General features: G+C 60.0%; 11 protein-coding genes and 1 pseudogene. 7 read left to right on the top strand and 5 right to left on the bottom strand.

Annotation, left to right across the window (positions count from 1 at the left end; genetic code table 11):
- Positions 1-2 precede the first annotated feature (2 nt).
- Positions 3-767, top strand: coding sequence for an amino acid ABC transporter ATP-binding protein (locus HU764_RS21405; RefSeq protein ID WP_003251792.1), 765 nt, complete (start codon positions 3-5; stop codon positions 765-767).
- 116 nt (positions 768-883) lie between these two features.
- Here HU764_RS21405 and algW read toward each other — a convergent pair whose 3' ends face one another.
- The gene (algW, locus tag HU764_RS21400; RefSeq protein ID WP_027595323.1) at positions 884-2,044 is read right to left on the bottom strand and encodes a Do family serine endopeptidase AlgW; all 1,161 of its coding nucleotides are present in this window, start codon (positions 2,042-2,044) and stop codon (positions 884-886) included.
- A gap of 214 nt (positions 2,045-2,258) precedes the next feature.
- Here algW and HU764_RS21395 point away from each other — a divergent pair, with 214 nt between their 5' ends.
- From HU764_RS21395 to cysN, 3 genes are all read left to right on the top strand, one after another.
- A complete protein-coding gene (locus HU764_RS21395) occupies positions 2,259-3,017 on the top strand; it encodes a Nif3-like dinuclear metal center hexameric protein (RefSeq protein ID WP_027595324.1) in 759 nt (252 codons plus the stop codon).
- A 266-nt stretch (positions 3,018-3,283) separates the two neighbouring features.
- Complete coding sequence (gene cysD, locus HU764_RS21390) at positions 3,284-4,201, top strand: sulfate adenylyltransferase subunit CysD (RefSeq protein ID WP_003251799.1); 918 nt, start codon at positions 3,284-3,286, stop codon at positions 4,199-4,201.
- Between the two features lie 15 nt (positions 4,202-4,216).
- A complete protein-coding gene (cysN, locus tag HU764_RS21385; RefSeq protein WP_085273976.1) occupies positions 4,217-6,118 on the top strand; it encodes a sulfate adenylyltransferase subunit CysN in 1,902 nt (633 codons plus the stop codon).
- Between the two features lie 128 nt (positions 6,119-6,246).
- Here cysN and HU764_RS21380 read toward each other — a convergent pair whose 3' ends face one another.
- From HU764_RS21380 to HU764_RS21370, 3 genes and pseudogenes are all read right to left on the bottom strand, one after another.
- Positions 6,247-6,510, bottom strand: coding sequence for a bacteriocin immunity protein (locus HU764_RS21380; protein ID WP_099455249.1), 264 nt, complete (start codon positions 6,508-6,510; stop codon positions 6,247-6,249).
- A pseudogene (locus HU764_RS27885) lies at positions 6,507-8,824 on the bottom strand (S-type pyocin domain-containing protein). The gene HU764_RS21380 and the pseudogene HU764_RS27885 overlap by 4 nt, the downstream one beginning before the upstream one ends.
- Positions 8,825-8,936: 112 nt before the next feature.
- Entirely contained in the window at positions 8,937-9,416 is a 480-nt protein-coding gene (locus HU764_RS21370; protein WP_027595326.1) for an Lrp/AsnC family transcriptional regulator, read from the bottom strand.
- 127 nt (positions 9,417-9,543) lie between these two features.
- Between HU764_RS21370 and HU764_RS21365 the strand changes: the two genes are divergently transcribed.
- Positions 9,544-10,740, top strand: a complete 1,197-nt coding sequence (locus HU764_RS21365) for a methionine gamma-lyase (protein ID WP_186702502.1) — start codon at positions 9,544-9,546, stop codon at positions 10,738-10,740.
- Between the two features lie 62 nt (positions 10,741-10,802).
- Here the strand turns inward: HU764_RS21365 and HU764_RS21360 are convergent, their stop codons facing one another.
- Positions 10,803-11,240: a Z-ring associated ZapG family protein gene (locus HU764_RS21360; protein ID WP_027593992.1), complete on the bottom strand. Its 438-nt coding sequence runs from the start codon at positions 11,238-11,240 to the stop codon at positions 10,803-10,805.
- A gap of 135 nt (positions 11,241-11,375) precedes the next feature.
- Here HU764_RS21360 and HU764_RS21355 point away from each other — a divergent pair, with 135 nt between their 5' ends.
- Positions 11,376-12,011: an alpha/beta hydrolase gene (locus tag HU764_RS21355; RefSeq protein WP_186702503.1), complete on the top strand. Its 636-nt coding sequence runs from the start codon at positions 11,376-11,378 to the stop codon at positions 12,009-12,011.
- Between the two features lie 25 nt (positions 12,012-12,036).
- A complete protein-coding gene (locus HU764_RS21350; RefSeq protein WP_186702504.1) occupies positions 12,037-13,386 on the top strand; it encodes a tryptophan--tRNA ligase in 1,350 nt (449 codons plus the stop codon).
- The last annotated feature ends 85 nt before the right edge of the window (positions 13,387-13,471 follow it).

The following is a 13,471-nucleotide window of genomic DNA, read 5'->3' as shown; positions in this document are numbered from 1 at the left end:
AAATGAGTGAAGCGATCAAGCAGCCTGCTGGCCCCGAAGGCATCATCCAGATGCAGGGTGTGAACAAATGGTACGGCCAGTTCCATGTGCTCAAGGACATCAACCTGAATGTGCGCCAGGGCGAGCGCATCGTGCTGTGCGGGCCATCCGGGTCGGGCAAGTCGACTACCATCCGCTGCCTTAACCGGCTTGAAGAGCACCAGCAGGGGCGCATCGTCGTCGATGGCGTCGAGCTGACCAACGACCTCAAGCAGATCGAGGCGATCCGCCGTGAGGTGGGCATGGTGTTCCAGCACTTCAACTTGTTCCCGCACCTGAGCATTCTGGAAAACTGCACACTGGCGCCGATGTGGGTGCGCAAGATGCCGCGGCGCAAGGCCGAGGAAATCGCCATGCATTATCTGGAGCGGGTGCGTATCCCTGAGCAGGCGCACAAGTACCCGGGGCAGTTGTCAGGCGGCCAACAGCAGCGTGTGGCGATTGCCCGGGCGCTGTGCATGAAACCGAAGATCATGCTGTTCGACGAGCCGACGTCGGCGCTCGACCCAGAGATGGTCAAGGAAGTGCTCGATACCATGGTGGGCCTGGCCGAGGACGGCATGACCATGCTGTGTGTCACCCACGAGATGGGCTTTGCCCGCACCGTGGCGAACCGGGTGATCTTCATGGACAAGGGGGAGATTGTGGAGCAGGCGGCGCCGGATGATTTCTTCGATCGGCCGCGCAGTGATCGGACCAAGTTGTTCTTGAGCCAGATTCTGCACTGATGCTGTTGGGGCCGCTTTGCGGCCCATTCGCAGCGCAAGGCTGCTCCTACAAGGCAATGCGATCCCCCTGTAGGAGCAGCCTTGCGCTGCGAATGGGCTGCAAAGCAGCCCCAGTGTTACTTCTCTTCCTGAGTCGTCGCCGGAGCAGGCGGCGGCCGCAGCCCCACCTCGGCGACCAGCTTCAGTTGCTGCCCATTGCGCATCACCTCGATGGTGATCTTCTCGTTGGGCTTGATCCGCGCCACCTGGTTCATCGACTTGCGCCCGTCACCCGCCGGCTCGCCGTTGATGCTCATGATCACGTCACCCAGCTGCAGCCCGGCTTTTTGCGCCGGCCCTTCGCGGAAGATCCCCGCCACGACGATGCCTGGGCGATTCTGCATGCCGAACGACTCAGCCAGTTCCTGGCTCAGCGGCTGCACTTCGATGCCCAGCCAGCCACGGATCACCTGGCCGTGTTCGACGATCGACTTCATCACTTCCAGCGCCAGCTTCACCGGGATGGCAAAACCAATGCCCTGGGAGCCGCCGGACTTGGAGAAAATGGCCGTGTTGATGCCGATCAGGTTGCCGTTGGCATCGACCAGTGCACCGCCGGAGTTACCCGGGTTGATCGCCGCGTCGGTCTGGATGAAGTCTTCGTAGTTGTTCAGGCCCAGCTGGTTACGGCCGGTGGCACTGATGATGCCCATGGTCACGGTCTGGCCGACGCCAAAGGGGTTGCCGATGGCCAGCGAGACATCACCAATGTGGATGTTGTCGGAGCGGCCGATGGTGATGGCCGGCAGGCTCTTCAAGTCGATCTTCAGCACCGCCAGGTCGGTTTCCGGGTCGCTGCCGATCACCCGCGCCAAGGTCTCGCGGCCATCCTTGAGCGCTACCACGATCTGGTCGGCGCCACTGGTGACGTGGTTGTTGGTCAGCAGGTAGCCCTCGGGGCTCATGATTACCGCCGAGCCCAGGCTCGACTCCCAGCGCTTCTGCTTAGGCAGGTTGTCGCCAAAGAAGCGGCGGAACTGCGGGTCTTCGAACAGTGGATGGGCGCTCTTGTTGACCACCTTGGTGGTGTACAGGTTGACCACCGCCGGTGCGGCCAGGGTCACGGCGTCGGCATACGACACCGGGCCCTGCATGATCCGGGTGGTTTGCGGGGCCTGCTGCAGGTTGACGTCCTGGCTGGGCAGGCCGACCCATTGCGGGAAGCGCTGGATGATCAGCATGGCGATCAACACACCGGTGAGCAGGGGCCAGCCAAAATAACGCAGAGCCTTGAACATGAACGAATCCTGGGAGTAGGGCGGGAGCCAGATAGCAGCGCCACGGGGCGCGAGCGCGCGCGATCATACACCTGAAACCGCTGATCGGCGAAGGCTTGTCTGGCCTGCACCCAGGCGGCTGACGCCGGTTTCCCCAAGGCCGGCGACGGCTCATAATGGCCGCCAGTATACGGGTGTTGAACCCGGCAAAAACGCAGATTTCGAGGAGATTTTCATGGCCGTCGCTCTGAACACCCTGGTCGAGGAAGCCGAGCGCTACCTGGGCAGTGCGAAGATCCAGGATTATTGCCCCAACGGGCTGCAAGTCGAGGGCCGTCCGCAGGTCAGCCGCATTGTCAGCGGTGTCACGGCCAGCCAAGCGTTGCTGGATGCTGCGGTCGAGGCCGAGGCCGACCTGGTGCTGGTGCACCATGGCTACTTCTGGAAGGGCGAGAACCCCTGCATCACGGGGATCAAGCAGCGCCGTTTGAAAACCCTGCTCAAGCACGACATCAGCCTGCTGGCGTTCCACCTGCCGCTGGATGTACACCCGGAGGTGGGCAACAACGTGCAGCTGGCGCGCCAGTTGGATATCACCGTCGAGGGGCCGCTGGACCCGGAAAACCCGAAAGTGGTTGGCTTGGTCGGTTCGCTGGCCGAGCCGATGACTGCACGGGATTTTGCCCGGCGGGTGCAAGAGGTGATGGGGCGTGAGCCGTTGCTGGTTGAAGGCGAGCAGATGATCCGCCGGGTGGGCTGGTGCACCGGGGGCGGGCAGGGGTATATCGATACCGCGATTGCCGCAGGGGTCGACCTGTTCATCAGTGGCGAGGCGTCGGAACAGACCTTCCACAGTGCTCGCGAAAACGGCGTCAGCTTCATCGCCGCCGGGCACCATGCCACCGAGCGCTATGGCGTGCAGGCCCTGGGCGACTACCTGGCCCGGCGCTTCGCCGTCGAGCATCTGTTCATCGACTGCCCGAACCCGATCTAACCCTTCCGGATCTCCCACAGCCCCTGCAGGAGCAGCCTTGCGCTGCGAAGAGGCCGGTACAGGTAAAGTGCCACCACTGGCCTCTTCGCAGCACAAGGCTGCCCCTACAACGACCGGTGGTGAGTAGCCAGAGCCCAAACCCCCAGTCATATCGTTAGATTGTTTCGATCTAGCCCGCCTCCTAAATAGAATCAGCCGCTGTGATAAAGTGGCTCGCTCGAACACGGCCCGCAGGCCGTCCATAAGATCGTTTTTCGTGAGTAGCCATGGTCGACAAACTGACGCACTTGAAACAGCTGGAGGCGGAGAGCATCCACATCATCCGCGAGGTGGCCGCCGAGTTCGACAACCCGGTGATGCTGTACTCGATCGGCAAGGATTCCGCCGTGATGCTGCACCTGGCGCGCAAGGCCTTCTTCCCGGGCAAGCTGCCGTTCCCGGTGATGCACGTCGACACCCAGTGGAAATTCCAGGAGATGTACAGCTTCCGCGACAAGATGGTCGAGGAAATGGGCCTGGAGCTGATCACCCACGTCAACCCTGAGGGTGTGGCGCAGGGCATCAACCCCTTCACCCATGGCAGCTCCAAGCACACCGATATCATGAAGACCCAGGGCCTCAAGCAGGCGCTGGACAAGCATGGTTTCGACGCCGCCTTCGGTGGTGCCCGCCGTGACGAAGAGAAGTCGCGCGCCAAGGAACGCGTCTACTCGTTCCGCGACAGCAAACACCGCTGGGACCCTAAGAACCAGCGCCCCGAGCTGTGGAACGTGTACAACGGCAAGGTCAACAAGGGCGAGTCGATCCGCGTCTTCCCGCTGTCGAACTGGACCGAGCTGGACATCTGGCAGTACATCTACCTCGAAGGCATCCCGATCGTGCCGCTGTACTTTGCCGCCGAGCGTGAAGTCATCGAGAAGAACGGCACCCTGATCATGATCGACGACGAGCGCATCCTCGAGCACCTTTCCGAGGAAGAAAAGGCCCGCATCGTCAAGAAGAAGGTGCGTTTCCGTACCCTCGGTTGCTACCCGTTGACGGGGGCTGTCGAGTCCGAAGCCGAGACCCTGACGGACATCATTCAGGAAATGCTCCTGACCCGTACGTCCGAACGCCAGGGCCGTGTCATCGACCACGATGGCGCCGGCTCCATGGAAGACAAGAAACGCCAAGGCTACTTCTAATTTCAGGGTTACTCCATGTCGCACCAATCTGATCTGATCAGCGAGGACATCCTCGCCTACCTGGCCCAGCACGAGCGCAAGGAACTGCTGCGTTTCCTGACCTGCGGCAACGTCGACGACGGCAAGAGCACCCTGATCGGGCGCCTGCTGCACGACTCGAAGATGATCTACGAGGACCACCTCGAAGCCATCACCCGTGATTCGAAGAAGTCCGGCACCACCGGCGAAGAAGTCGACCTGGCGCTGCTGGTCGACGGCCTGCAGGCCGAGCGCGAGCAGGGCATCACCATCGATGTCGCCTACCGCTACTTCTCCACCGCCAAGCGCAAGTTCATCATTGCCGACACACCGGGCCACGAGCAGTACACCCGTAACATGGCCACCGGTGCATCCACCTGTGACCTGGCGATCATCCTGGTCGATGCCCGCTACGGCGTGCAGACCCAGACCCGTCGTCACAGCTACATCGCCTCGTTGCTGGGCATCAAGCACATCGTCGTCGCCGTCAACAAGATGGACCTCAAAGGGTTCGACGAAGGCGTGTTCGAAGACATCAAGGCCGACTACCTGAAGTTCGCCGATGCCATCAACCTGACGCCGAGCAGCCTGCACTTCGTGCCGATGTCGGCGCTCAAGGGCGACAACGTGGTCAACCGCAGCGAGCGTTCGCCGTGGTACACCGGCCCTGCGCTGATGGAAATCCTCGAGACCGTGGAAGTCGCGGCCGACCGCAACTTCACCGACCTGCGCTTCCCGGTGCAGTACGTCAACCGTCCGAACCTGAACTTCCGCGGCTTTGCCGGCACCCTCGCCAGTGGCGTGGTGCACAAGGGCGACGAAATCGTCGTGCTGCCGTCTGGCAAGAGCAGCCGGGTCAAGTCCATCGTCACCTACGAAGGTGAGCTGGAAAACGCCGGCCCAGGCCAGGCCGTGACCCTGACCATGGAAGACGAGATCGACATCTCCCGTGGCGACCTGTTGGTTCATGCCGACAACGTCCCGCCGGTGACCGACCAGTTCGACGCGATGCTGGTGTGGATGGCCGAAGAGCCCATGCTCCCCGGCAAGAAATACGACATCAAGCGTGCCACCAGCTATGTGCCGGGCTCGATCGCCAGCATCACCCACAAGGTCGATGTGAACACCCTCGAAAAGGATGCGGCCAGCGCGCTGCAGCTGAACGAGATCGGTCGCGTCAAGGTGTCCCTGGACAGCGCCATCGCGCTGGACGGCTATGACAGCAACCGCACCACCGGTGCATTCATCGTCATCGACCGCCTGACCAACGGCACCGTTGGCGCCGGCATGATCATCGCACAGCCAGTGCTGCCGCACGGCAGCACTGGCCAGCATGGCAAGCAGGCTCACGTGTCCACTGAAGAGCGCGCCCTGCGCTTCGGTCAGCAGCCGGCTACCGTGCTGTTCAGCGGCCTGTCCGGCGCTGGCAAGAGCACCTTGGCTTACGCCGTGGAGCGCAAGCTGTTCGACATGGGCCGTGCAGTGTACGTGCTCGATGGCCAGAACTTGCGCCACGACCTGAATAAGGGCCTGCCACAGGACCGCGCCGGCCGCACCGAGAACTGGCGCCGCGCCGCCCATGTGGCGCGCCAGTTCAACGAAGCCGGCATGCTAACCCTGGCCGCCTTCGTCGCCCCGGATGCCGAAGGCCGCGAACAGGCCAAGGCGCTGATCGGCAAGGAGCGCTTGGTGACCGTTTACGTCCAGGCCTCGCCAATCGCCTGCCGCGAGCGCGACCCGCAGGGCCTGTATGCTGCCGGTGGCGACAACATCCCGGGTGAAAGCTTCCCGTTCGATGTGCCGCTGGACGCTGACCTGGTGATCGATACCCAGAACACCAGTGTCGACGAAGGCGTGAAGCAAGTGCTGGATGTGCTGCGTCAGCGTGGCGCGATCTAAGCGCTGAGGCTGCATGAAAAACCCCGCTTCGGCGGGGTTTTTTGTTTGTGTCCGGACGTGCAAATCTCACAGGTCTGGAACGCACTAATTTTTAAGGAGTAACACCCCGCATGAGCGGGGTGTTGGATTTACTCTGCTTTAAATCCTGGCTTGCCGTTAGCTGCGCGCCACTCTTTTATGATGCGTACGATTTCCTCTGGCGTATCAAGGCCGTCTGCCTCAGGCCAGTATATTAAGTCCGAGCCATTCGGATGTTCGCTTAGCGATTTAAATCTCATGATGTGTGAATCTAAAACCTGTTCGCTTATATTGTTGGGTGGGTTTGTAATTGAAGTTATAAATTCAAGGAACTCCAGTTCTGTGAACTCAGATATGCTGTTTTTTGGAGTCATTCTGATGCCCCGTAATGTATGTTGTGATGCGCTGCTGGCGTGACAATCTTCAAGTTGTCAGCATCGTATACAGCTCCATGTTCGGAAATTGGAATCACGTGATGAAGTATAAAAGTAGCGTGCCCCTTGTAGTGATCTTTGTCACGTGCTTTGGGGGCGTGTCCTCTAGCCATGAGATTTCTATTTGCAGTGTTAAATTGACTAGACAGCTCGGGGTATTCGGCTACAGCCTTCCAGAATGCGGCTCGGAAAGCATCGAAATCTCGAAATTCCCGTCCCCTCAGCACATCCGCAATCTGCGTTGGAATTTCTGCCCCGGTCTGCCTGGCTGCTTCATCGAGCCAGATACCAGTGATTGGCGAGCCTAACCCTGTAGCAATCCCTGGCTCATATCGCGGGCTCTTGAACACCACCAGAATAGGCGGCAAACCCGAATCAAGCGGAAAGGTGATGATCAGCCGTTCTTGATCCAGTAGCTCCAGAGCCGGATAACCGTCCTGCTCGGTGCTTAAAGGATTAAGGCTGCTGCCGGTGTAAACGACAGTCCCAGGTGGTGCCGGCGGAAGACTGGTAGAGCTTCCCTGTTCATCCCCGGTGCGCTGGCTGGGGTCCAGGTCAGAATTCGCTGAGGGTTCTCCAGTGCCAGGCTGTAAAGCTGGCGCTCGCTGTCGAACGTCGCGGCGCGAACGGGTACTGGCTTAGCGCCAGGTACCACGTAGAGATCCAGCCCATGTTGGTCTTCGGCCCCAGCAAGAAGGTAAGGTAAATCGATACTGGTTGATGAGAGGGCAAGGGCGACTAGATCCGGACCGTTCGGAGGTGAAAGGTTAGCGAGGGGCGTGCTGATGAGGTAGTGACGTTCGCTGTTGGCCAACGTCGACGGCCAGGCCATAGCCAGGGAGCCCACCGCTAGGGCGGGAGTGGAAGCCGCAATAATCCTGGTCAAAGCTGCAGATATTGCAGCCCCTAAGGCTGTATAGGCGGTCTCGGCGATTGCGAACGTTGCAGCACCGATGGGGATGATTGCAGGGACCGATGCCGCCAGTCGGCCTTCGTGGTTGTAACTTATACGTTTGAGCAACTTCTCGAGCTGCTGCCGTTCCGCCTCGGCAGCTAAACGCTCAGTTTCGGCTTGCTGCCTCACCACTTCCTCGGCAGCCAGGCGCTCAGCCTCAGCCTGTAGCCGAGCGGCTTCCTCAGTCGCCGCCTGTTGCGCTGCAAACTGAGCTTGTAAGTGTTCAACCTCGGCCGCGCGCTGGTTAAGATTCTGCGTAGCACTTGTGAAGGTATCGAGGAACCTGATCGATTCGCTCAATGCAAGGGCCTGGTGATATTCCTTCCAGCGCTGACCAGCTCGGCGCAATCTTTGCTCATCCACAAGATGCAACAGTCCTTCTAGTTGGGGTTTCGACAGAGGGCTGCTGATCCGCGGATTTTGATCTGGGTACTGCGGTATTTGCGATTGTTTGCTCTGCACCAGAGCAGAGGCGGTGGCCAAGTAAGCATTGAACGTTTGGGCGAGTGTGTACGCGTCCTCAATGACGGTTTGCCCGAGCTCATGCTGAATAACATTAGGCAAACATTCGAAGTGAATTTGCCGCTCGACGTGAATCTGAGCTGTTCTACGCGCAATCACCTTCAACAGGTCTAAAGGCTGCTGGGTCAGCTCCTCTTCATCTACCTGCACTGCCAGCCCTTTGAGTTCATCCGCTAGCGACTGATGCTTCTGGGCTAGCAGGTGTAAACGATAGGCGCCGTCCCACGACCTCTGCAGTTTTGTGGCCCATTCCGCACCCAAGGCTTCACCCGTTGTTGATTCGATGAAGCCAGGGTCGAGAAACCGACTCATCATTGAATCGCCGCGCTTATAGAACGCGGGTACGCCAAAATAGCTATTTGCGTCGGGTAAAATCTGCAGGTAGTTCTCACGCATCTGGCTGATACGTGAGGTCAAAACCTGTTGTTCAACTATTGCTTTTAAAGATTGGTTGGGTGTGTTCTGCGCGTCGGATCTGATTTGAGCTTTTAATGCGGCAATCGTTTCTGGGAGCTGGTTTATCTCTTGAGTATATTTTTCTTCGTGGTCTTTCTCGATGACCTGATATTCCTCTGTCAACACTCTCCGTGTTGAAATGACCCGCGCAATATCATTTTTGGTTGGGCTGGTACCGCGAGGGTAGCCTTCACTCAGCCCCCAGCCCCCTCCGCCTGGTCCGCCTCCAGCGCCACCCAGCAACCTGAGTTCAGCACCCGTGGGGGCAGCGGCACTAATCCAAAGCCCTTCGGTGAGATAATACGTTTTGTCCTGTGCCATGTAGGTTCTCCTGATCACTACATGGCAAAGCTTTTCGTGTATTGAATGTGCAGTATGTCAGTTGCAGCCTATCCATCGGTAGGACCCTTCCTGCCGTTCGGAAAGGTCTGAATCAGATATGCTTTTCCGACACAGGAATCACGCGCCTCTCTTTCACTGCCTTATATGAAAAACTCGAATAAATTTCCTTAACGCCCGGCAACCGCTGCAGTACTTCCCGGGTGAATTCCCCAAACGACTCAAGGTCCCGCGCCAGTATTTCCAGCAAGAAGTCATAGCGCCCGGAAATATTATGGCAGGCAACGATTTCGGGTATTTCCATCAACCGCTTCTCAAAAGCCAATGCCATGTCTTTGGTATGCGAATCCATCATGATGCTGACAAAAGCGGTTACGCCAAACCCCAATGACTTAGGGGAAAGAATGGCCTGGTACCCGGTGATATAGCCGTTATCTTCCAGCAATTTGACCCGCCGCCAGCAAGGCGAGGTGGTCAGCGCAACCTGGTCAGCGAGTTCGGAGACGGTAAGGCGGGCGTTGTCCTGCAGGGCAGCGAGCAGGGCGCGGTCGGTGCGGTCGAGGCTCGAAGGCATGGTTTGCCCTCCTGATCGAATAATTGTTGTTTTTGTTCCAAAAAGTGCTCGATTGCGTGGGCTATTTTGGAAAAATTCAGGCAGCTCGGTGGCATAAGCTTATAACAAACCACCAGAGGCTGTTGCCATGCGCGACTCCCATAACAACACCGGTTTTTCCACACGGGCCATCCACCATGGTTATGACCCGCTTTCCCACGGGGGCGCCCTTGTGCCGCCGGTGTATCAAACAGCGACCTATGCCTTCCCCACCGTTGAATATGGCGCTGCCTGCTTTGCAGGGGAGGAGGCGGGGCACTTCTACAGCCGCATTTCCAACCCGACGCTGGCCTTGCTGGAACAGCGCATGGCGTCGTTGGAAGGGGGCGAGGCCGGGCTGGCGCTGGCTTCGGGGATGGGGGCCATCACCTCCACGATCTGGACCCTGCTACGGCCGGGTGATGAGCTGATTGTCGGGCGCACGTTGTATGGCTGCACCTTTGCCTTTCTGCACCATGGCATTGGCGAGTTCGGGGTAAAAATCCGTCACGTCGACCTTAACGATATCAAGGCACTCAAGGCGGCGATCACCAGCAAAACACGGATGATCTACTTCGAAACACCCGCCAACCCCAACATGCAACTGGTCGATATCGCAGCGGTGGCCGACGCCGCGCGTGGGCATGATTTGCATATCGTGGTCGACAACACCTACTGCACGCCTTATTTGCAGCGGCCCCTGGAAATGGGAGCCGACCTGGTGGTGCATTCGGCCACCAAGTACTTGAGCGGCCATGGTGATCTCACCGCAGGGCTGGTGGTGGGGCGCAAGGCGCTGATCGACCGGATACGCCTGGAAGGCCTCAAAGACATGACGGGCGCGGTGCTGTCGCCGCATGACGCTTCGCTGTTGATGCGCGGTATCAAGACCCTGGCCCTGCGCATGGACCGCCATTGCGCCAACGCCCAGCAGGTGGCTGAGTTTATCGCGCGCCAGCCGCAGGTCGAGTTTATCCATTACCCAGGGCTGCCCTCGTTTGCCCAGTACGAACTCGCTCAACGGCAGATGCACCTGCCGGGTGGCATGATCGCATTTGAGCTCAAGGGCGGCATCGAAGCGGGGCGGCGCTTTATGAATGCCCTGCAGCTGTTCGCGCGGGCGGTGAGCCTGGGCGATGCCGAGTCGCTGGCGCAGCATCCGGCGAGCATGACCCATTCCAGCTATACGCCGACGGAGCGGGCGCATCACGGGATATCGGAGGGGTTGGTGCGCTTGTCGGTGGGGTTGGAGGACAGCGAGGACTTGCTGGCGGATGTTGAGCAGGCATTGCAGGCTTGTAGCTAAGAGGCCTATGAATTCAGCCCACAAAAAAGGCCTCCTGAGAGGCCTTTTTGGTAATCATCAAATCAACGCTTGAGCCCGTAGCTCTCATCGAGCATACCCGGCGAGTTCGGCGTTTTTGGCGCGTAGTCGCGTGGCACTTCGGCGGTGTCCTTCGGCGGGGTCAGACGGTCGCGTGGGCCTTGGGCCGCTTCGGAGTGCAGGGCGGCCAGCAGGCGCTGGCGGGTGACATCGTCGAGGGCCAGGGTGTTGGCGCCATCGGCGAGGTGATCCTGGACATCCTGGTAGCTCTGGGTGAGTTTCTTGACCAGTACGGCGGTGCTGTTGAAGTGGGTGACCACTTCGTTCTGGTAGCTGTCGAAACGCTGCTGGATGTCATCCAGTTGACGTTGCGTGCTGCTCGGCGCGGCATTGGGCAGCAGGCGGGCTACGACGAAACCAACCACCACGCCGATGACCAGGGCCAGGGTCGGCAACAACCAAACAAGGAGCGAGAGTTCCACGAGTCCTTCCTCTATAAACGGCTTTGCTTTACGTTAACGGCTCAGACCTGCGCTGTATACCGCGAGCGATCGCAAATCAGAACAGAATTCCTCACCTAGACGAATCGACCCTTCCCGAGGTCACGGAGTAGTGCCTTGCTTGTCCGCGAAACCCCCTTGTTCATCGATGGCCCTTGTGGCCAGTTGGAAGCCTTGTACCTGGACGTGGCTGATGCCCGCGGCGTGGTGCTGATCTGCCACCCCAACCCGGTCCAGGGCGGCACCATGCTCAACAAGGTGGTTTCGACGTTGCAACGCACCGCGCGTGACGCCGGTTACGTGACCCTGCGCTTCAACTACCGGGGTGTCGGCCAAAGCGCCGGCAGCCATGACATGGGCGCGGGCGAGGTAGCAGATGCCGAGGCTGCGGCTGCCTGGTTGCGGGCGACGCACCCCGAGCTGCCGGTGGTGCTGATGGGCTTCTCGTTCGGTGGTTTCGTCGCGACCAGCCTGGCAGGGCGCCTGGAAAGCGCTGGCGTTGAGTTGCAACACCTGTTCATGATCGCCCCGGCGGTGATGCGCCTGACAGACGAATTCCCGTTGCCGCAACGCTGCCCGATCACCCTCGTGCAGCCCGACAGCGACGAGGTCGTCGATCCGCAGTTGGTCTACGAATGGTCTGACACCCTGTCGCGCCCCCATGAGCTGCTGAAAGTGGCAGAATGCGGACACTTCTTCCATGGCAAGCTGACCGATCTGAAGGATCTGCTGCTGCCGCGCCTTTCGAATTGAGCCAAGCCTGAATAAGCGAACACCCATGACCACGCGCATCCTTACCGGTATCACCACCACCGGCACCCCGCACCTGGGCAACTACGCCGGCGCCATTCGCCCGGCGATCCGCGCCAGCCAGCAACCCGGTGCCGATTCGTTCTACTTCCTGGCCGACTACCACGCCCTGATCAAATGCGACGACCCGCTGCGCATCCAGCGCTCGCGCTTGGAAATCGCAGCCACCTGGCTGGCCGGTGGCCTCGATCCGGACAAGGTGACCTTCTACCGCCAGTCCGACATCCCGGAAATCCCCGAACTGACCTGGTTGCTGACCTGCGTTGCAGCAAAGGGCCTGCTCAACCGTGCCCATGCCTACAAGGCCTCGGTGGACAAGAACGTCGAGAACGGTGAAGACCCGGACGCCGGCGTGACCATGGGGCTGTTCAGCTACCCGGTGCTGATGGCCGCCGACATCCTGATGTTCAACGCCCACAAGGTGCCGGTCGGCCGTGACCAGATCCAGCACGTGGAAATGGCCCGTGACATTGGCCAGCGCTTCAACCACCTGTTCGGCCAGGGTAAGGACTTCTTCGCCCTGCCGGAGGCGGTGATCGAAGAGAGCGTGGCGACGTTGCCGGGCCTGGACGGGCGCAAGATGTCCAAGAGTTACGACAACACCATCCCGCTGTTCACCAGCGCGAAGGACATGAAAGACGCTATTTCGCGCATTGTGACTGACTCGCGCGCGCCGGGCGAAGCGAAAGACCCGGACACTTCGCACTTGTTCACCCTGTACCAGGCCTTCTCGACGCCGGAGCAATGCGCCGGGTTCCGCGTAGAGCTGCTGCAGGGCCTGGGCTGGGGCGACGCCAAGCAGCGTCTGTTCCAGCTGCTGGATGGGCAACTGGCCGAGAAGCGCGACCACTACCATCAACTGATCTCGCGCCCATCGGACCTGGAAGACATCTTGCTGGCCGGCGCCGCCAAGGCCCGCAAGATCGCCACGCCGTTCCTTGAGCAACTGCGCGAAGCCGTTGGCCTGCGTTCGTTCCGCAGCAGCGTGCAGGCCAACACCGAAGTGAAGAAAAAGGCCGCCAAGAGCGCGCGTTTCGTCAGCTTCCGTGACGAGGATGGCAGCTTCCGCTTCCGCCTGCTGGCCGCCGACGGCGAGCAACTACTGCTGTCGCGCAGCTTCGCCGACGGCAAAAGCGCCGGCGCCGTCAGCAAGCAACTGCAGCAAGGTGGCGAAGCCGATGTGCGTGCCGAAGGGCTGAGCTTCAGCCTGTGGCTGAATGGCGAGCAGGTGGCTGAAGGGCCGCAGTTTGACACGGCCGAAGCCCGTGATGCGGCTGTTCAAAGCCTCCACGAGGCCCTGGTGCCACAGCAGGACTGAGACAGTTTGACGCAAGTCTGATTGCCATTAAGCGGGCCTGTCGCTACAGTGACGGCCCGTTTTTTGTTGCCTCGCTAACGAAATC

Source organism: Pseudomonas kermanshahensis, from assembly GCF_014269205.2.
Lineage (GTDB): Bacteria > Pseudomonadota > Gammaproteobacteria > Pseudomonadales > Pseudomonadaceae > Aquipseudomonas > Aquipseudomonas kermanshahensis.
Note: the sequence above shows the minus strand (reverse complement) of the source record. Positions and strands in the feature narration are given on the sequence as shown.

What these genes read in the sequence shown, in the direction of transcription:
- HU764_RS21405 (WP_003251792.1), top strand. Translation starts at nt 3, where the DNA reads ATGAGTGAAGCGATCAAGCAGCCTGCTGGCCCCGAAGGCATCATCCAG.
- algW (WP_027595323.1), bottom strand. Translation starts at nt 2,044, where the DNA reads ATGTTCAAGGCTCTGCGTTATTTTGGCTGGCCCCTGCTCACCGGTGTG.
- HU764_RS21395 (WP_027595324.1), top strand. Translation starts at nt 2,259, where the DNA reads ATGGCCGTCGCTCTGAACACCCTGGTCGAGGAAGCCGAGCGCTACCTG.
- cysD (WP_003251799.1), top strand. Translation starts at nt 3,284, where the DNA reads ATGGTCGACAAACTGACGCACTTGAAACAGCTGGAGGCGGAGAGCATC.
- cysN (WP_085273976.1), top strand. Translation starts at nt 4,217, where the DNA reads ATGTCGCACCAATCTGATCTGATCAGCGAGGACATCCTCGCCTACCTG.
- HU764_RS21380 (WP_099455249.1), bottom strand. Translation starts at nt 6,510, where the DNA reads ATGACTCCAAAAAACAGCATATCTGAGTTCACAGAACTGGAGTTCCTT.
- HU764_RS21370 (WP_027595326.1), bottom strand. Translation starts at nt 9,416, where the DNA reads ATGCCTTCGAGCCTCGACCGCACCGACCGCGCCCTGCTCGCTGCCCTG.
- HU764_RS21365 (WP_186702502.1), top strand. Translation starts at nt 9,544, where the DNA reads ATGCGCGACTCCCATAACAACACCGGTTTTTCCACACGGGCCATCCAC.
- HU764_RS21350 (WP_186702504.1), top strand. Translation starts at nt 12,037, where the DNA reads ATGACCACGCGCATCCTTACCGGTATCACCACCACCGGCACCCCGCAC.